Source organism: Streptococcus henryi DSM 19005 (assembly GCF_000376985.1).
GTDB lineage: Bacteria > Bacillota > Bacilli > Lactobacillales > Streptococcaceae > Streptococcus > Streptococcus henryi.
Genome location: NZ_AQYA01000035.1, coordinates 96,663 through 114,408 on the forward strand (window position 1 = coordinate 96,663; position 17,746 = coordinate 114,408).

17 protein-coding genes, 1 tRNA gene and 1 pseudogene are annotated in these 17,746 nt (G+C 38.5%); 14 read left to right on the plus strand and 5 right to left on the minus strand.

Features of this window, described 5'->3' with window-relative positions; genetic code table 11:
* Nucleotides 1–69: 69 nt before the first annotated feature.
* Nucleotides 70–492 carry a cupin domain-containing protein gene (locus tag F601_RS0108320; protein WP_018165218.1) on the plus strand — a complete coding sequence of 141 codons (423 nt, stop codon included), beginning with the start codon at nucleotides 70–72 and terminating at the stop codon, nucleotides 490–492.
* A 120-nt stretch (nucleotides 493–612) separates the two neighbouring features.
* On the opposite strand, the gene aao is transcribed toward F601_RS0108320, so the two are convergent.
* Complete coding sequence (gene aao / locus F601_RS0108325) at nucleotides 613–1,785, minus strand: aminoacetone oxidase (protein WP_026183160.1); 1,173 nt, start codon at nucleotides 1,783–1,785, stop codon at nucleotides 613–615.
* A 117-nt stretch (nucleotides 1,786–1,902) separates the two neighbouring features.
* Here aao and F601_RS0108330 point away from each other — a divergent pair, with 117 nt between their 5' ends.
* Both F601_RS0108330 and F601_RS0108335 read left to right on the plus strand, forming a co-directional pair.
* Nucleotides 1,903–2,448, plus strand: a complete 546-nt coding sequence (locus tag F601_RS0108330; RefSeq protein ID WP_018165220.1) for a DUF536 domain-containing protein — start codon at nucleotides 1,903–1,905, stop codon at nucleotides 2,446–2,448.
* Nucleotides 2,449–2,485: 37 nt separating this feature from the next.
* The gene (locus F601_RS0108335; protein WP_018165221.1) at nucleotides 2,486–3,073 is read left to right on the plus strand and encodes a 3'-5' exonuclease; all 588 of its coding nucleotides are present in this window, start codon (nucleotides 2,486–2,488) and stop codon (nucleotides 3,071–3,073) included.
* An 88-nt stretch (nucleotides 3,074–3,161) separates the two neighbouring features.
* On the opposite strand, the gene F601_RS0108340 is transcribed toward F601_RS0108335, so the two are convergent.
* Complete coding sequence (locus F601_RS0108340; protein WP_018165222.1) at nucleotides 3,162–3,461, minus strand: YbaB/EbfC family nucleoid-associated protein; 300 nt, start codon at nucleotides 3,459–3,461, stop codon at nucleotides 3,162–3,164.
* Between the two features lie 516 nt (nucleotides 3,462–3,977).
* Between F601_RS0108340 and F601_RS0108345 the strand changes: the two genes are divergently transcribed.
* Nucleotides 3,978–4,265, plus strand: coding sequence for a type II toxin-antitoxin system RelB/DinJ family antitoxin (locus F601_RS0108345; RefSeq protein ID WP_018165223.1), 288 nt, complete (start codon nucleotides 3,978–3,980; stop codon nucleotides 4,263–4,265).
* Between the two features lie 105 nt (nucleotides 4,266–4,370).
* Here F601_RS0108345 and F601_RS0108350 read toward each other — a convergent pair whose 3' ends face one another.
* Both F601_RS0108350 and F601_RS0108355 read right to left on the minus strand, forming a co-directional pair.
* Nucleotides 4,371–5,600: an MFS transporter gene (locus F601_RS0108350; RefSeq protein WP_018165224.1), complete on the minus strand. Its 1,230-nt coding sequence runs from the start codon at nucleotides 5,598–5,600 to the stop codon at nucleotides 4,371–4,373.
* Nucleotides 5,601–6,268: 668 nt separating this feature from the next.
* Entirely contained in the window at nucleotides 6,269–8,548 is a 2,280-nt protein-coding gene (locus F601_RS0108355; protein WP_018165225.1) for a Xaa-Pro dipeptidyl-peptidase, read from the minus strand.
* A 118-nt stretch (nucleotides 8,549–8,666) separates the two neighbouring features.
* Here F601_RS0108355 and gla point away from each other — a divergent pair, with 118 nt between their 5' ends.
* From gla to F601_RS0108380, 5 genes and pseudogenes are all read left to right on the plus strand, one after another.
* On the plus strand, nucleotides 8,667–9,530 hold the full coding sequence (gla, locus tag F601_RS0108360; RefSeq protein ID WP_018165226.1) for an aquaglyceroporin Gla: 864 nt from the start codon (nucleotides 8,667–8,669) through the stop codon (nucleotides 9,528–9,530).
* A gap of 378 nt (nucleotides 9,531–9,908) precedes the next feature.
* Entirely contained in the window at nucleotides 9,909–10,661 is a 753-nt protein-coding gene (locus tag F601_RS0108365) for a CppA family protein (protein WP_018165227.1), read from the plus strand.
* Nucleotides 10,658–11,583 (plus strand): annotated as a pseudogene (locus tag F601_RS12485) (serine hydrolase domain-containing protein). The gene F601_RS0108365 and the pseudogene F601_RS12485 overlap by 4 nt, the downstream one beginning before the upstream one ends.
* Before the next feature lie 4 nt (nucleotides 11,584–11,587).
* Entirely contained in the window at nucleotides 11,588–12,127 is a 540-nt protein-coding gene (locus F601_RS0108375; RefSeq protein WP_018165230.1) for a DUF1697 domain-containing protein, read from the plus strand.
* 96 nt (nucleotides 12,128–12,223) lie between these two features.
* Entirely contained in the window at nucleotides 12,224–12,838 is a 615-nt protein-coding gene (locus F601_RS0108380; protein ID WP_018165231.1) for a DUF1269 domain-containing protein, read from the plus strand.
* Between the two features lie 222 nt (nucleotides 12,839–13,060).
* Here the strand turns inward: F601_RS0108380 and F601_RS0108385 are convergent, their stop codons facing one another.
* A complete protein-coding gene (locus tag F601_RS0108385) occupies nucleotides 13,061–13,897 on the minus strand; it encodes a fumarylacetoacetate hydrolase family protein (protein ID WP_018165232.1) in 837 nt (278 codons plus the stop codon).
* 175 nt (nucleotides 13,898–14,072) lie between these two features.
* Between F601_RS0108385 and F601_RS13705 the strand changes: the two genes are divergently transcribed.
* From F601_RS13705 to tsf, 5 genes are all read left to right on the plus strand, one after another.
* Nucleotides 14,073–14,402 carry a MerR family transcriptional regulator gene (locus F601_RS13705; protein WP_428835782.1) on the plus strand — a complete coding sequence of 110 codons (330 nt, stop codon included), beginning with the start codon at nucleotides 14,073–14,075 and terminating at the stop codon, nucleotides 14,400–14,402.
* A 64-nt stretch (nucleotides 14,403–14,466) separates the two neighbouring features.
* Nucleotides 14,467–15,183, plus strand: a complete 717-nt coding sequence (locus F601_RS0108390) for a YebC/PmpR family DNA-binding transcriptional regulator (RefSeq protein WP_018165233.1) — start codon at nucleotides 14,467–14,469, stop codon at nucleotides 15,181–15,183.
* A gap of 170 nt (nucleotides 15,184–15,353) precedes the next feature.
* A tRNA-Cys gene (locus F601_RS0108395) sits at nucleotides 15,354–15,424 on the plus strand.
* A 382-nt stretch (nucleotides 15,425–15,806) separates the two neighbouring features.
* Nucleotides 15,807–16,574, plus strand: a complete 768-nt coding sequence (rpsB, locus tag F601_RS0108400; RefSeq protein WP_018165234.1) for a 30S ribosomal protein S2 — start codon at nucleotides 15,807–15,809, stop codon at nucleotides 16,572–16,574.
* A gap of 104 nt (nucleotides 16,575–16,678) precedes the next feature.
* Nucleotides 16,679–17,719 (plus strand): translation elongation factor Ts, encoded by a 1,041-nt coding sequence (tsf, locus tag F601_RS0108405; protein WP_018165235.1) that lies wholly within the window; start codon nucleotides 16,679–16,681, stop codon nucleotides 17,717–17,719.
* Nucleotides 17,720–17,746 lie beyond the last annotated feature (27 nt).

Below are 17,746 nucleotides of genomic sequence, written 5' to 3' on the forward strand. Positions count from 1 at the left end.
GATTGTAAATCCTTGACTTACTTAATTAGAAGAATATAATTAAGGTATCAAGTGAAGGAGGAAGAAATTATGGTTTTCGATTACACTGATAATGGTAAGAAACCTCTCGTGATTGACATGGAGGGTATTACCCTAGATAATGACAATTATCGTACAACGCTCTGGACTGGTGATAAGATTCAATTGACAGTGATGAGCATTGAACCAGGTGATGATATTGGTTTGGAAGTTCACCATGGCATTGAACAATTTTTGCGCATTGAATCTGGCAAAGGACTCTGCCAAATGGGACCAAGTGAAGATAACTTAAACTTTGAAGTTGAAGTTAGTGCAGATCAAGCTATCTTTGTTCCAGCTGATGTTTGGCACAATGTTACAAATACTGGTGACGAACCACTTAAACTCTATACTATTTATGGTGGTCCAGATCATGTTCCAGGAACTGTTCATCCAACACATGATGATGCCCGTAATGACCCAAATGAACACTAATATTCTGTGAAAATAGAAGTGATAGGTCGTTCAGCCAACTTTTTGTTGAGTATAACTTTAAATAAATAGAAAATCCTTCATCGCAAAGCTCAATTGCTTGGATGAAGGATTTTTTGAATGTTAATAATGTAAGCTTCCAGCTACCCAGCCAGTACAAAGGGCAGAGGTGATGTTAAAGCCGCCTGTGTGAGCATTGATATCCAAGACTTCACCTGCAAAGTGCAGTCCAGGGACTTTCTTGCTTTCAAGGGTTTTGGGATTGATTTCTTTCAAATCTACACCGCCCTTGGTCACGAAGGACTTAGCTAGGGACATCTTGCCCGTGATTTTGATGGGCATTTTTTTGAGCTTATCCACCAATTCCTGACTTTGAGCTGGGGAGAGCTGTTTGATTTTCTCAGGATAGTCTGTCGCAAAGAATTCAGCTACCCGTTCAGGCACTAGCCCCCTGAGGGCATTCTTGACGGATTTTTCTCGGTTTTCTGTAAAATAGATGAGCAGGTCTTGTTCAGAAGTCTGGGGCAGGAAGTCTAGCTCTGCTATTTCACCGCCAGAAACAAAGCTGGACAGGCGCAGAGCAGCAGGTCCAGATAGGCCAAAGTGGGTAAAGAGCAAGTCGTGGGTGATGACATGCTTGCCATAGCTCAGCGTCACATCGTCAAGGGAAATACCCTGAAGAGCCTTGTGAGGAAAATCAGTCAAAAGTGGACTTTCAGCAGCTTCCAAGTCTGTTACTTCAAGCTTAAAATGTCTGGCAATGTCGTGACCGAAGCCAGTTGAACCCGTGGATGGATAGGACTTACCACCTGTTGTGACGATTAGCTTGTCAGAGGTAAACTCGGCCTCTGCTGACTTGATATGGAAGAGGTCATCAATCTTCTTGACAGAGACGACTTCTGTGTTAGTCAGGACGCTACCGCCAAGTTCATGGATTTTTGCCTCTAGAGCGCCAATGATGGTTTTTGATTTATCCGTTTTTGGAAAGACGCGCCCGTGGTCTTCAACTTTCAGGGCCACCCCATTTTCCTCGAAGAAGTTGATGATATCATGGTTATCAAATTGGGAGAAGACGCTGTAAAGAAAGCGGCCGTTGCCTGGGATGCCAGCCAGCAGGTCGTCAAGGGTGCCGTTGTTGGTGACATTGCAGCGCCCACCGCCAGTGCCCGCTAACTTTTTACCTAGGCGTCTGTTTTTTTCGATGAGGAGGGTCTTTTGTCCGTAGTAGCTAGAGGAGATGGCTGCCATCATGCCAGCAGGTCCTCCACCGATGATAATTGTGTCGTAATGTGTCATGGTTATATTGTAGCATAAATGCTAATTTTTAAGTAGTTTAGCTACTTTGGGAAATTGACAGAAAAGTGCGATTATGTTACTATTCTTATTAGTAACATCAGATTAGAAGAGGAAATTATGTCAATCGAAAAGACTGTCAGTGAGATTGCTGAAATTTTGGGTGTCAGCCGTCAAGCTGTTAACAATCGTGTTAAATCACTTCCTGAAGAGGATGTGGAAAAGAATGATAAGGGTGTGACGGTTGTTAAGCGTAGTGGCTTGATCAAGCTTGAAGAGCATTATAAGAAGACAATTTTTGAAGATGAGCCAATCAGTGAAGAAGTTAAGCAGCGTGAACTTTTGGAAATACTAGTTGACGAAAAGAATACTGAAATCACGCGCTTGTATGACCAATTAAAAGCTAAAGATGCTCAAATTGCTGCTAAGGATGAACAATTGCGTGTTAAAGATGTTCAAATTGCTGAAAAAGACAAGCAATTAGACCAGCAACAACAATTGACGCTTGCAGCTATGGAAGATAGCAAACGTCTTCAATTGGAATTGAATGAGGCTAAGGCTGAAGTTGAAGAAATCCAAACTAAAGTTGAAGAAGAAATTAAATTGGAAGAAGAAACTAAAGTAGAAGCTAAAAAAGGTTTCTTTGCTCGTATGTTTGGTAAATAAAAAATCGGACCCTTGAGGGTCCTTTTTAGGAGAAAAGATGAAAACTTTAAAGAACTATATTGCCTTTGATTTAGAGTTCAATACTGTAAATGACATCAGTCACATCATTCAAGTGTCAGCTGTCAAGTTTGAAGAAAATCGTGAGGTTGACCAGTTTGATACCTACGTCTACACAGATGTTCCCCTCCAATCCTTCATCAATGGTTTGACTGGAATTACGGCTGAAAAAATTGCTAGCGCTCCAAAGGTTGAAAAGGTTATGTCAGATTTTCAAACTTTCGTTGGTGAGACAGCCTTGATCGGTTACAATGGACTAAAGTCTGACCTTCCTTTACTTGTAGAAAATGGTTTAGACTTGACAGAACTCTATCAAGTTGATGTCTTTGACGAAGCTTTTGAACGTCGCAGTACTGATTTGAATGGTATTCGAAACCTTCAACTGCATACAGTAGCAGAGTTCTTAGGGTTTACAGGACGCAGCCATAACAGTTTAGAAGATGCTCGTATGACAGCCCAAGTCTATGAAAAATTTATGGAATTGGACGATAATAAATCTTATTTAAATCAACAAGAAGAAAGCCATGGTGATAATCCCTTTGCTGCTTTGGGAGGATTATTTAGTTAATCTGGAAATTTTCAATAAAACAAAAAGACCCTTGAGTTCACAGTTGAAAATGTGAACTCAAGAGTTTTTTTATTCATTCTTCCATAGTTTAGAATGGTAATTTGTTAGCAAATGCGCCTAATGATTTCTTAGTAGCTTCGTCAACTTGTTCAAGAGCATTGTTCAAAGCTTGAAGAGTCATATCTGACAAAGTTTCAATATCTTCTGGGTCGACAACAGCTGGATTAAAGCTGATGTTAGTTACTTTTTTATCACCAGTCACTTCAACTTGAACAAGGTCTTGAGCTGATTTACCATAGAAAGTAGTAGCAGCAAGCTCAGCTTGTTTAGTTTCCATTTGTTTTTGCAATTTTTGTGCCTGACGCATCATGTTTTGCATATTCATCATAATAGTTTTAAGATTCCTTTCGTATCAAGGCTTTGAGCCTTGTTATTAAATTATGTCGCCTTATTATTAATAAATTATCAAAGGCAGAAGTGATTTCCTTTTCCGTTGGATAGTTTTGTTACAGTCACGTTGAGGATTTCCTTTTAGAATTCCAGTATCATGAAGTCCATTATCAATTATATCATTTTTAGGAATTAACTCAAATCCCCTAATGACTTCTTACCTTACTTAAGACATATTTAAGTAAGAGTTTATATACTATAGTTATCCTAAAACTATTCTTTTTCAAAATCTTCTTGAAGCAGTCTGTGCATCATGCATGGACTGTTTCTTCTTTTGTCTTTCTTGAAAATAGTTGGTTTTCAGAAAGATACAAAAGATAGTAGAATCTGCTGTCATTTTTTTACTGTACATAGGTTTTAAGCCGCTTGGAGGCCTATGTTGAAATTATAAAAAATTGACTTTTGATGCAATTCACTACACAATTACGTTACAAAATGGAATGAGGTGATAAACATGGGAAAAACGGCTACAATTAACGTTCGAGTTGATGAATCGGATAAAAAATCAGCAGAACAAGTTTTAAAGCAACTTGGAATGCCAATGTCAACTTTAATAACCAAACAAGTATCATTTACGAAAAGTGTTCCTTTTGATATTACATTGCCAGAAGCTCCAACATCAGTTAGTGTAGAAGGGATATTTTCAGATGAATTTGGACAAATGATGGTTGAGGCTTATCAAGAAGCTGAAAACAGTCAGGTTCGGTCAATAAAAGATAGATCTTTTGGAATTATAAAGTGAAAGAAGTCTCTTTTAAAGTGTAGCTCGCGTACTCTTTTGAGGTCCTTAAAAAATATTTCTAAAAAGTTGGAATACATCATTTAGTCCTTAATTACTTAAAGTAATTTAAACTGATTCTTCCAGTTCAGAACTTGGCATGTAATTATTTAGTTTCTTGTTTAGGAAATAGATAATAGCTATTATTGTGTAAGACAGTCCAAATGTAAGGAAAAAGAATCTTGAGCTCAGTATTTCAGTAATTGTACCCCAAAATAAAGAACCAACTGCTAATGTCGAAACGGTTAAGGTATAGAATGCTCCAAGTACTTCTCCTAACCTATATTTAGCTATTTCAGATTGTAAAATTGGTTTTTGTACAACTTGAGTAATTCCCAGAAAAATAAAAGCTATAAACCAAATTAAAATAAATACATAGGGATTAGTAACAAAACTTATTAGGCTGAAAGAGATACCAAAAAGCAAACTAAAAAGACATAACACTCTTCCAACAGTTAGTATTTTGATAAAAAAATTCGCTACGATGCTTGAGCCAAGTAATGTTCCAATTGAAGCAGTGGCAATAATTATTCCGTAATACTTTGCTCCCCCCATTTGTTGTGATAAAAGTAATTGATAAATATTTAAACCTGCAAATAAAAAATTCAATAGTCCACTGCCCAATGTGATTAATAATAGTAACTTATTTTTTATAATATACGAAATTCCACTGAATAGGGAGTTCACCCCCTCTTCATTGTTCTTCTCATTTATCACCTCTATGTTATCAATTTTTTTAAAAAGATGAACAGAAAGAATAAAAGAAAAAATATCAACTATTAAAAGATTGATGTAAGAAAAGATAGACATTAAGAAACCAGTAATCGTGCTAAATAAGTATTCGCTACCATTATAGGCTATTGACATATAAATTTCAGATTGAGCTAAGTCTTCTTTTTTAACGATTGATGGAACAAAAGCATCTTGTACGGTGTAGGTATTAATTCCTGCAATTGATGCAATAAATGCAAAAAATAAAATAGAATATAAGGCTACTTTATTTGAAGTTTTCATCATAAAAAACATTGAGAGGGTAATCATCGTAACTGCAATACACTGAGTAACCTCTAATAAGATAAGTATTTTTTTCTTTGAAAATCTATCAATAACTTTACCTGAAATAAATGAAAATACATTTGGGAGAAAAATCAAGAAGTTTAAGATTCCTACCCAGTAAGCGTTATTTGAGTACTCTAATATATACCATGATAGAACAATAGCATATATAGTATCCCCGCAATTGCTAAGCAATCTTCCTAAAAATAAATTTGAGAAATTTTTATTTTTTAATAATTGCATTAATGAGCTCCTTATATTTCAAATTAATCTTCTAAACATCAGTTACTCTTATAGTAGTATCGAAACTATTAAAATAAAGAGTCTCAACTTTACCAAACTTTAGATAGTTCAAAAACTGATTTATACAAACAGTAATTTATTATTCAGACATATGTATTTATTGTTGACTGACACGGTGTTGGTTTTATCCGCTACTTTTTTACTTCTTTAATTTTTATAAGCAGTTCTTCTTTGTGTTGCTTGCGCTTACATTATACTTTTTTTGGAATTGTCTGTCAAAAAATGTTTTTCGATTGAAATTTTTAAAGTGCTTGTTATCGGTTTATATTTTATAAAAATGCAACATCTCAACGTCTGATTTTAAGGTTATCCGTAACAATTGTACCAGTCATGATTTTTATACTCATGTTATGGGGTGGCTGGATGCTATCAATCATAATTGGATGGTTCTTCGTATTAAGATTCAATGCAAGAGAACATTTTGATATTAAAAAATCTTCTTACCGCAATTGGTAGGAAGATTTTTTAGAATCCAAATATGATATTAATAGATTCCGTCTTAAACGGCTCTGCATTAGGCAGTTGTTGATGCAACTGATTTATCTATTTTCATTAGAATACTTATGGTCTAATTGCAAATTTGAACATTTCTTGGTTCTTATGTCTTCCTATTTCTCCACCGGGATTTCCAGGCTTGATTGGTCTAAATCGACGGTAAGGTCATAGCTGGAATTGTCGCGGATGGTGTGTTCGAAGTCTGTGGTGTAGAGGAGGACGCGGACTTTGTCTCCTTTGCTTAACTTGTAGATACTTGGTTGGAGTTTAAAGTCGATGGTCATCCACTCATTAGCTGGGATGTCTTGGACAGTCAGCAAGTCGCTTCGATTTTGTAGGTTGAGGACACCTTTTGCTACAACACGATAAGGAGTTTCCTTGAAAGGTAATTCACGTAAGGCTTCACGAGAGAAGTTGCGTCCATTGTCAATGGTATTAAGAGATAGGATAGCAGGCGTATCTGTAAAGCGCTTCTTCTTACCAAAATCTAAAACTTGAGCAGATAAGATACCCTTGTTTTCACTTGATTTGAGGGTTAGATGAAGGGTCATTTGCCCATTGACATGAATATCTTGGTCTAGTGTCACATCTAGGCAAAGGGCATTGGTTTTATCAGCAAACAAGTCAGTCTTGAAAAGATTGAAGTCCTTGCCATAACGGGTAAAATCTTCTTGGTCATAGTAGTTGTCAATTATATGGTTTCCTTGACCAAGTTTTAGGCTAAGGCTATCATCAGTCCCAAATTGATCCAGCGCTAGCCAATTTTGCTCCTGACTATTGTCTTGCCAAAGAATAGTTGGTAGCTCGAAGTGACTATCCTGCGCCAGCATTTTCTCAGACAAAAGAGCATTCATGCTTTCGCGGAAATCGATAGACTGCCAATTATGGAGATAGACATGCTCACCGTTATGGAGGAAGGCGTGTTTTTGGATGGAAGATGGCAGTGCTTTGAGGATGTTATAGACCTGACCAGGTTTAACATTCCAGTCTTGCAGGCCATGTGTATAAACGGCAGTGCAGGTCACCTTGTCAGCATGAGGGAGATAGTTGCGGTCATGCCAAAATTGGTTATAATCTCCGCTCTTACGGTCGAGCTCAGCCGATTGAGCATCCAAGAGCTCCTGATAATGAGCATTATTGCGGAGGTAGTCACCAGCCAGTAAGTTACGTGAATAAGTCAGTTCAGTCAAGACATCCAAATCTTCACCAGGATAGCCGCCAGGGCTGCAGACCAAACCATTTTCACGGTAGTAGTCATACCAAGATGAGATGGCTGACTCAGCGATGATGACTTTGAGTCCCTCGACACCAGTTGTTGCTAGTGCTGTGGACATGGTGCCTAGATAAGATTTACCTGTGGTGCAGACTAGTCCGCTTGCCCAGCTTGCCAAGACCTGTTTGTCACGGCGGTGACTAGAAAAGGCAAGAGCTCTGCCATTGAGCCAATCAATAACGGCCTTAAAGCTTTCCACCTGGGCGTAGTCACCAGAAGTCATGAAGCCGTCAGAGCCAGCAGTTCCGACACCTGAAACGTAGATGTTAGCAAAACCACGAGCCAAGAAGTAGTCGTTGAGGCTGTAGCTGTCGATATAAGAGAAAGTTTGATCGGCTTCAGTCACAGCTAGGTCACAGTCAGGTGTTTCAAGTGCCTTAAAGTTACGCGTCTCAACAGTGATTTTCCCGGCTTCCTTAATAGCAAGCTGACCTTCCATCTTGTAAAGTTTCTTGTCATTGGCTGGTCCATTGATACCTTCGTGGTAGGGACTTGCGGTCATCATTGTGGGAATGGCATGCGCTGTTTTGGGACGGATAATGTTAACTTTAACCAGATCTAGTTGACCATCGCCATCTGTATCAAGCGGTGCTTGTACATAAACAACTTCACGAACAAGGTCATTGGTGTCAAAAGTAGCCAGTGATTTCCAGTTGAAGAAGTGGTAATCGTTATCAACTGGAATCAGACCACGACTAACCAAATCATCAAGCAAAGTCATTCCTTTCTTCATGCGGCTTGCAAGCAAGTGATGAAGATTTTTGATAATGTCCTTTTCGCTATAAGAAATTGGGAACTTGATTGTCTTTAAAAATTCTTGGCTATCTGTAAAATCAACATTTGGTATAAAGTCAAGTATTTGCAGAGCCAGAAGATTGAAGATGTCTTCTGTTAAGGGCTGATTGGATTGGAAGAAGCTCAGCAAATCTGTTTGGCTGTCCGCGATGAGGTTTGATAGAGGATAGTCAGTATCTGAGTAGTTGAAAAAGACTTTGCGGATAAAGATTTCTAGATTATCTTTGGCTGAATAGTTTTGCTTGATATTGAATCCCAAAGCTTGTAATTCCTGCTCTGCTATTTCCAAAGAAACGGGAATGTAAGAGTATTGATTATATTTCATGGATTTTCCTTCCTATAAAGTAAACGTTTTTATTTCAGGCTTGTTCTTTACTTTATCTATTATACTTGATAAAATGTTACTTGTCTAAATCATTATTAATATGGAGGAAAAAAGACACATGGATGTTACATGGACAGTGAAATATATCACTGAATTTATCGCAACTGCTTTCTTGCTCATCTTGGGTAACGGTGCCGTTGCTAACGTTGACCTTAAAGGAACTAAAGGAAATAACTCAGGTTGGGTTATTATTGCCCTTGGTTACGGTTTTGGTGTTATGATGCCTGCGCTTATGTTTGGTAACGTATCTGGCAACCACATCAATCCAGCCTTTACTCTTGGTCTTGCAATCTCAGGACTCTTCCCATGGGCACACGTTGCGCAATACATCATTGCACAAGTTCTTGGTGCTATCTTTGGTCAATTGGTGGTTGTTATGGTTTACAAACCATACTACTTGAAAACAGAAAATCCAAACCATGTTTTGGGATCATTCTCAACCATTTCAGCTGTTGATGATGGTACTAAAGAAAGCCGCAAAGCTTCATGGATTAACGGTTTCTTGAATGAGTTCGCTGGTTCATTTGTTCTTTTCTTCGGAGCTCTTGCTTTGACTAAGAACTACTTTGGTCACGAAGCTATCCTAGCTACTGTGAAACAATATGCTGGCGCAGTAACTGAGTCTGATTTCTTGGCACAAAATCCATCTGCATCATTGATGGCTGGCGGAAGCTTGGCAGTTGCTCACATCGGGATTGGTTTCTTGGTGATGACTCTTGTAACATCTCTTGGTGGTCCTACAGGTCCTGGTCTTAACCCAGCGCGTGACCTTGGTCCACGTCTTGTTCACCACTTCTTACCAAAATCAGTACTTGGCCAAGCTAAAGGCGATTCTAAATGGTGGTATGCTTGGGTGCCAGTTGTGGCTCCAATTCTTGCATCAATCGCTGCAGTAGCTTTGTTCAAATACTTGTATCTATAAGATAAATTAAAGAGGCTCCGGCCTCTTTTTTAATGTCTAAATTTGAATGTTATGGCTCAGTGACAGGCTAGACGAACCGCCGTAAGCATACCTAGTTGTAGGAAAGCGGTATTAACGACCGTTCATTTTTTACTCTTTTAAAATCAAAATGCTACATTATCAGTTTAAACTTGCCCTACTGCAGTTGAGAGAAACATAGTTTCTTCAATTTCCAAGCTTCAAGAGTCTATTCCCATACTCTTGGAGCTACCTTGGTCTCACTTCCTCGTCTGATTTTGATTTTATTTGCCTATTATTTTCACATAGTGTAGGAGCACATAATTTCTTGTCAAAATTCCTCTTTTTGTCTAAAATAGAATAGACTGTAAGGAGGAAGAAATGACGTTATTAGAACAGATAAGATTTAATCATCCCGTTTTGCGCGTGAATAACCGCGATAGAAACATAGATTTTTACGAAAAGAGCCTTGGATTCAAATTAGTTAGTGAAGAAAATGCCATTGCTATCTTTTCAGCTTGGGAAAATCCTGACGCTAGCTTTATCATAGAAGAATCACCTTCAATGCGTACACGCGCGGTAGAAGGTCCTCAAAAAGCTAATAAGATTATTATCAAAGCCTCTAAAGCTAGGGATATTGCCGCTTTGTTGGGAAATGGCGCAGCTGCTAGCCAAGTTTTCCAAGGTAAAAATGGATACGCCTATGAGACTGTTTCCCCAGAGGGAGCCCTATTTCTCTTGCATGCTGAAGATGACCTAGATAGTCTGACAGCAATTGAACGTCCAGACTTAGCTCAAGAGCCATCAGTTAAAGGACTTTCTGATTTTACATTTGAGAAAATTGTCTTGAACGTCCAAGATGTTGAACTATCAAAAGCATTTTACCAAAATACCTTTGACGGACAATTTCCACTTAATCTTGATTTCCTTCAAGCTCAAGGAGATGACTTGGCTGTTGAACCCAATGTGACTTGGGATTTAGAAATTTTGGAATTCCAAGTTCCCCAAGATTATCCATTAGCAGAACTCAAAGCTTATTTGGAAAGCAAGGGCTTGTCAGTTTACTTGGATAAAAAAGAAAGAGTCCTTGTTATCTCTGACCCAAGCAAGATTGAAATCTGGTTCATCAAATGATAAGCCCATCACTAGCTCTTATTGAGCAGCAGATGGCTGAGGGCCTTTACCATGGTGCTAGTCTTGCTCTCTATAAAAATGGCGGATGGACAGAGCACTATCTGGGAACAATAGATGGATTAAGCCCTGTTAATGAGGGCTTAATTTACGATTTGCATCTGTTTCTAAGGTAGTTGGTGTTGGAACTCTGGTTATTTTTATGGTCAATAGCGGAGCTTTGGATTTAGATCAGCCCTTAACAGCCTACTACCCAGACTTTCATGATTCATCTGTCACTTTGCGCCAGCTATTAACCCATACCAGTGGCATAAATCCCTTTATTCCTAATCGGGATCAGCTGACAGCTGATCAACTCAAAACTGCCATCAATCATATTACTGTGACGAAAAATAAAAAGTTTCACTATACAGATATTAATTTCTTGTTGCTGGGCTTTATGTTGGAAAAAATTTATGGTCAATCGCTGGACCAGCTTTTTCAAGAAAAAATCTTTGAGAGATTTGGCATGTCTGAAACCTCTTTTGGTCCAGTTCAGGAAGCTGTTCCGACAATCAAAGGAGTATCAGATGGTCTTGTCCATGACCCAAAAGCTAAAGTCTTTGGAGTTCATGCCGGTTCAGCTGGTCTCTTTTCGACTATTAAGGATTTGGAAATCTTTTGCCAACACTATCTGCAGGATGATTTTGCCAAAAAGCTTTGGAGTAATTATGGGGGTCCAGATAAGACACGCTCCATCGCTTGGGATTTAGATGGTTCTTGGATAAGTCATACAGGTTATACTGGTCCCTTTATCATGATTAACCGAAAAGAACAGCAGGCAGCCATCTTTCTGACTAATCGCACCTTTGAATACGATGATAGACCGCTTTGGATTGAAAAGCGTCGTGATATTTTTGAAGCCATAAAGAAAGAGATGGACTGATAAAATGCGCTATGCACTATTACTAAGGGGTATTAATGTTGGTGGAAAAAATAAGGTGTCTATGGCAGAGCTAAAAGCAACTCTCACAGAACTTGGATTGTCTGAAGTGGCCTCTTATATTAACAGTGGCAACCTCTTTTTTAGTAGCGACCGACCGCAAGCTCAGATAAGAGAGATGCTAGAGCAATTTTTTTCGAGCCACTATCCCTTTGTAAGTTCCTTTTGTCTCTTGAGTTTTGAAGATTATATGCAGGACTATGACAAGCTCCCAGATTGGTGGCAGGATGATTTAGCTCGAAAAGATGTTCTCTTTTACACTAGGAGTGACCAGAAGGAGCTTGCACAAGATATGGTAGGTGAGATGAATTTGACTGATGAGGTTGTTCACTTCGGCAGCTTTGCTATTTTCTGGGGAAAATATAATGAGACTTCTTATTCTAAAACTGCTTATCACAAAGAATTAATTAAGACCCCTCTCTACAAGCAAGTGACTATACGCAATGGTAGAACTTATGAGAAATTGAAATCCTTTCTTGAGAAATAGGAGCTGAGAATTTACTTTTTCTCAGCTTTTTTCTATCCAAGGTGGTATAATGAAAATAAAGAAAGCGCTTGCTTTATTGGTGAGGAGGATTATCTTATGGCAAATGTATTAGTTGCAATTTTTGATGTTCATAGTGAAGCTTATCAGGCATTTTCAGAATTGAAGAGCTTCAAGCAAGATGATCAAACGCAGATTGCCCAAATTGCTTTGGTTAAGAATGATTCAGGGAATGTCAGCATCAAGGATTCTGTTGATTTTGATGACGCAACGCGTGATTATGCAACAATCGGTGGCATTGTTGGTGGGTTGATTGGTATTTTATCAGGACCTTTAGGAGTTATTTTCGGCTCTGGTCTAGGTGCTTTGGCAGGTGCAGCAAGTGGTTCAATGACTGACTCAACAGATAATGGTTTGATTGAAGATGTCACAACAAAATTATTGGATGGCGAAATTGCTGTCATTGCCTTGGTTAGTGAAAAAGATGAGAGCGTGCTTAATCATGTTTTTGCTCCGTTTAAAGCCAATATTATGCGCTGGGATGCCTTAGCTGTAGGGCGAGAAGTGGAGTTGGCAGGACAAGTTCAAGATGACCTTTATGACAAGGTACAAGCTGATTTGAATCAGCGCCGTATCAATCACTTAAAAGATCAAGGAACTGAAATCGCAGATGCAATAAAAGCTACATTCCGTCGCTTGCGAGGGAAGAAGTAGGCTTGGGGAGTAATATATAAAAATTTGTTGATTTTTTAACTCAAAATCCCATTGATGTTAATGCATTGATATGACTAAGTATCATGCTATTATAGCTTCAAAAGGGAATGAGAGGCTTCCAAAATTTCACCTGATGAATACCAGCTATGAGGAGTTGTTGGACAAGGTGTAACAGACTTAGTTAGCAAAAAAACTGCAGTTCAAATTGGACTGCAGTTTTTTCTATTCTGATTTTAAGATATTGTCTAACTGACCAATACCTGTAATGCTGATTGAGATTTGGTCACCATCTTTTAGCCAGAACCATTTGGCTTCATTATCTCCGAGGATGACACCGCTTGGTGTTCCTGTGAAGATAATATCCCCTTCTTGTAAGGTCATAAATTGAGAAAGATAGGAGATGATTTGGGCAGGTTTAAAAATCATTTGCTGTAAGCTAGCCTCTTGACGAATTTGACCATTGACCTTGGTTGTAATCCTAGCATTATCAAAGTCAAAATCGTCAGCTGTCACTAGACTTGGTCCGATAGGTGCGAAACCATCCAGAGTTTTTCCTAAAATCCACTGGCTTCCCCTGAATTGCAGATCACGAGCAGAGAAGTCGTTACCGATGGTGTAGCCTAGGATATAGTCGTCAGCATTCTCTTCAGAGACATACTTAGCTTCCTTACCTATAATAATGACCAACTCTCCTTCATAATCATACTTCTTAGCGTAAGGGGACATGACGATTGGTGCCTCATGACTATTGAGAGCTCTAGTTGTTTTAGTGAAAATTTCTGGAAAGTCTGTCTTCGCCAAACTGGTCTCAGCAATGTGATCCTGATAATTGAGACCGATACAAATAATATTTTTGGCTGAGGATAATAGCGGAGCTGCTTTGTAATTATCAAGAGATAAGATGAAGTCAGCATCCTCATAGTCTTCTATGTGGTTCAGAAGAGCTTGCCCTCTTTCCAAGGCCTGACTGTCAATATCACCACCTAAGGGCAACCAACCACGATCTGTTTCAATAAGTGTTACAATGTCATTTCCTCTATAAATTCTAGTCAATTTCATAAAAATCACCTCATTTTTTATATTATAACATGGATTGGACGAGCATCTTTCTTGCTTCTTTCTAATTTTTTGAAAAAATTTAGGAATGTTTTTGATAAAAACTTACGAATAGATTCTATAGGAGGTGCAGATGCTATTTACGTATCACAGAAAATCTCTGTTTTAGCTTAAACTGATGGTTCTTTCTTTCATATTTATTATTTTTTCCTTATTGGGCTTAATAGCAGAAGAGGATTTGTTTTCCTTCTCTAGAATTTATAAAATCATTTTTTTCTTCTATAGCTCTGTCTTTATCTTATCGCTGGCTAGTCTAAGTGTTCGACCCCTTCACTATTATGACCTGATTGGCTTACTCAAGCCCACTTATGTTGGGGAAAATGGCTATCGCTTCTATGATGATGAACTTATGCCACGATTACAGGAGATGATATTAAGGAAATTTTGGGAATATCACAGTAAAATTCCCCATTTTACACACTCCAATCAAAGTGCTATAATAAGTTAGAAAAAAATGTCATAGCTCTGCTATTGTCAAAAATAAAATTCTGAAAGATAAAAAGGAGACTCCCATGGGACGTAAGTGGGCAAATATTGTTGCTAAGAAAACTGCTAAAGACGGTGCTACTTCAAAGGTTTATGCTAAATTCGGTGTTGAAATCTATGTAGCTGCAAAACAAGGTGATCCAGATCCTGAGACAAATGCTGCTCTTCGCTTTGTACTTGATCGTGCCAAACAAGCTCAAGTGCCAAAACACATCATCGATCGTGCTATCGACAAGGCTAAAGGAAATACTGACGAGACTTTCGTAGAAGGTCGTTATGAAGGATTCGGTCCAAATGGATCAATGATTATCGTTGATACTTTGACATCAAATGTTAACCGTACAGCTGCAAACGTTCGTACTGCTTATGGTAAAAACGGTGGTAACATGGGTGCGTCTGGATCTGTATCTTATATGTTTGATAAAAAAGGTGTTATCGTTTTTGCTGGTGACGATGCTGACGCAATCTTCGAAATTTTGCTTGAAGCAGATGTTGATGTGGATGATGTGGAAGCAGAAGATGGATCAATCACTGTCTACACAGCACCAACTGATCTTCACAAAGGTCTTGAAGCTCTTCGTGCTAACGGCATCACTGAATTCCAAGTGACTGAACTTGAGATGATTCCACAATCAGAAGTGACTCTCGAAGGGGAAGATTTGGAAACTTTTGAAAAATTGGTTGATGCTCTTGAGTCAGATGATGATGTTCAAAAAGTTTATCACAACGTAGCAGATTTCTAAGTCGTTCTATTTCATAATATAAAGTGGTGGATTGTTTCTGCCACTTTTTTATTAGATATGAGATGAAGTTTATCCTAAAAAAGTTATGAACTATTGTTTCGCAAAAATGAAAAGGTCTGAAAAATATACTTGACGAAGGTCAGATTTTAAGGTAAAATATTCTTTGTTATGGCGGTATAGCCAAGTGGTAAGGCACGGCTCTGCAAAAGCTTGATCGTCGGTTCAAATCCGTCTACCGCCTTTTTTAAAAGGATGTATTCCTCATTTATTCTTATTGAAAAAGCTCGAATTTCGAGCTTTTTTTCATTTTTAATTTATTCAAGTCTTCTGAATTTTATTTCAAGGAGACAGTGATTCTAATAAATATTGCCCCTGTTGAAGTAAGCAGGAAAAAGTAAAAATCTTTGAATTCGATAATTGAACAAAATGTCCTCATTTTCTTAGAGGAATTTTCTTAAATAGGCATTAAAATCCTTGCTATTGAGCTTATATTTTGCTATACTATTGTAGTTGTGCAAACAACAAATACTCATCTCAAACTGATTGTGGACAGGTTGCCGAAAGGTCTGCCTGCAAGATGAAGTTTGAGAGAGGGAAAAAACATTTAAAAGGAGAAACTACTCATGGCAGTAATTTCAATGAAACAACTTCTTGAGGCTGGTGTTCACTTTGGTCACCAAACTCGTCGCTGGAACCCTAAGATGGCTAAATACATCTTCACAGAACGTAACGGTATCCACGTTATCGACTTGCAACAAACTGTAAAAATGGCTGACACAGCTTACGAATTCGTTCGTGATGCTGCTGCAAACGATGCTGTTATCTTGTTTGTTGGTACTAAAAAACAAGCTGCTGAAGCTGTTGCTGAAGAAGCTACACGTGCAGGTCAATACTACATCAACCACCGTTGGTTGGGTGGAACTCTTACAAACTGGGGTACAATCCAAAAACGTATCGCTCGTTTGAAAGAAATCAAACGTATGGAAGAAGAAGGTGTCTTCGAAGTTCTTCCTAAGAAAGAAGTTGCACTTCTTAACAAACAACGTGCTCGTCTTGAGAAATTCTTGGGCGGTATCGAAGATATGCCACGTATTCCAGACGTAATGTACGTTGTTGACCCACATAAAGAACAAATCGCAGTTAAAGAAGCTAAAAAACTTGGTATCCCAGTTGTAGCTATGGTTGATACAAACGCTGATCCAGATGATATCGATGTTATCATCCCAGCTAACGATGACGCTATCCGCGCCGTTAAATTGATCACTGCTAAATTGGCTGACGCTGTTATCGAAGGCCGTCAAGGTGAAGATAACGAAGTTTCATTCGAAGCAGCTGCAGAAGCAGAATCAATCGAAGAAATCGTTGAAGTTGTAGAAGGCGACAACAACTAATTCTTAGTTTGTCTTTGACACAAGAAACAAAAACGGGGCAGATGCAAACCGCTCTGTCTCGTTTTTCTTATTTGAAATTCATATAAAACTTGGAGGAACCACTAATGGCAGAAATTACAGCTAAACTTGTTAAAGAGTTGCGTGAAAAATCTGGTGCCGGCGTTATGGACGCTAAAAAAGCACTTGTAGAAACTGATGGTGACATCGAAAAAGCGATTGAATTGCTTCGTGAAAAAGGTATGGCTAAAGCAGCTAAAAAAGCTGACCGTGTCGCTGCTGAAGGTTTGACTGGTGTTTACGTTGATGGTAACTTTGCTGCAGTAGTTGAAGTAAATGCTGAAACTGACTTTGTTGCTAAAAATGCTCAATTCGTTGAATTGGTAAACGAAACTGCTAAAGCTATCGTTGAAGCTAAACCAGCTAACAACGAAGAAGCAATGGCTATCAAATTTGCTTCAGGCGAAACTCTTGAAGAAGCATACGTTAACGCAACTGCTACAATCGGAGAAAAAATCTCATTCCGTCGTTTTGCTTTAGTTGAAAAAACTGATGCACAACACTTCGGTGCATACCAACACAACGGTGGCCGTATCGGTGTTATCACTGTTATCGAAGGTGGCGACGATGCTCTTGCTAAACAAGTGTCAATGCACGTTGCAGCTATGAAACCAACTGTTCTTTCATACACTGAATTGGACGAACAATTTGTTAAAGATGAATTGGCTCAATTGAACCACGTTATCGACCAAGATAACGAATCACGTGCAATGGTTAACAAACCAGCACTTCCACACTTGCAATACGGTTCAAAAGCTCAATTGACTGACGAAGTTATCGCAGCTGCTGAAGAAGCTATCAAAGCTGAATTGGCTGCTGAAGGTAAACCAGAAAAAATCTGGGACAAAATCATCCCAGGTAAAATGGACCGCTTCATGCTTGACAACACAAAAGTTGACCAAGCATACACACTTCTTGCTCAAGTTTACATCATGGACGACAGCAAAACTGTTGAAGCGTACCTTAACTCAGTAAACGCTAAAGCAGTAAGCTTTGCACGTTTCGAAGTTGGTGAAGGTATCGAAAAAGCTTCAAACGACTTTGAAGCTGAAGTTGCAGCTACAATGGCAGCAGCTCTTAACAACTAATTTTAAAAATTAGATTCATTTATTAAT

Bases quoted from the DNA above. Each gene is read 5' to 3' on its own strand.
- F601_RS0108320 (WP_018165218.1), top strand. From the start codon at position 70: ATGGTTTTCGATTACACTGATAATGGTAAGAAACCTCTCGTGATTGAC.
- aao (WP_026183160.1), bottom strand. From the start codon at position 1,785: ATGACACATTACGACACAATTATCATCGGTGGAGGACCTGCTGGCATG.
- F601_RS0108330 (WP_018165220.1), top strand. From the start codon at position 1,903: ATGTCAATCGAAAAGACTGTCAGTGAGATTGCTGAAATTTTGGGTGTC.
- F601_RS0108335 (WP_018165221.1), top strand. From the start codon at position 2,486: ATGAAAACTTTAAAGAACTATATTGCCTTTGATTTAGAGTTCAATACT.
- F601_RS0108340 (WP_018165222.1), bottom strand. From the start codon at position 3,461: ATGATGAATATGCAAAACATGATGCGTCAGGCACAAAAATTGCAAAAA.
- F601_RS0108345 (WP_018165223.1), top strand. From the start codon at position 3,978: ATGGGAAAAACGGCTACAATTAACGTTCGAGTTGATGAATCGGATAAA.
- F601_RS0108350 (WP_018165224.1), bottom strand. From the start codon at position 5,600: ATGCAATTATTAAAAAATAAAAATTTCTCAAATTTATTTTTAGGAAGA.
- F601_RS0108355 (WP_018165225.1), bottom strand. From the start codon at position 8,548: ATGAAATATAATCAATACTCTTACATTCCCGTTTCTTTGGAAATAGCA.
- gla (WP_018165226.1), top strand. From the start codon at position 8,667: ATGGATGTTACATGGACAGTGAAATATATCACTGAATTTATCGCAACT.
- F601_RS0108365 (WP_018165227.1), top strand. From the start codon at position 9,909: ATGACGTTATTAGAACAGATAAGATTTAATCATCCCGTTTTGCGCGTG.
- F601_RS0108375 (WP_018165230.1), top strand. From the start codon at position 11,588: ATGCGCTATGCACTATTACTAAGGGGTATTAATGTTGGTGGAAAAAAT.
- F601_RS0108380 (WP_018165231.1), top strand. From the start codon at position 12,224: ATGGCAAATGTATTAGTTGCAATTTTTGATGTTCATAGTGAAGCTTAT.
- F601_RS0108385 (WP_018165232.1), bottom strand. From the start codon at position 13,897: ATGAAATTGACTAGAATTTATAGAGGAAATGACATTGTAACACTTATT.
- F601_RS13705 (WP_428835782.1), top strand. From the start codon at position 14,073: ATGGTTCTTTCTTTCATATTTATTATTTTTTCCTTATTGGGCTTAATA.
- F601_RS0108390 (WP_018165233.1), top strand. From the start codon at position 14,467: ATGGGACGTAAGTGGGCAAATATTGTTGCTAAGAAAACTGCTAAAGAC.
- rpsB (WP_018165234.1), top strand. From the start codon at position 15,807: ATGGCAGTAATTTCAATGAAACAACTTCTTGAGGCTGGTGTTCACTTT.
- tsf (WP_018165235.1), top strand. From the start codon at position 16,679: ATGGCAGAAATTACAGCTAAACTTGTTAAAGAGTTGCGTGAAAAATCT.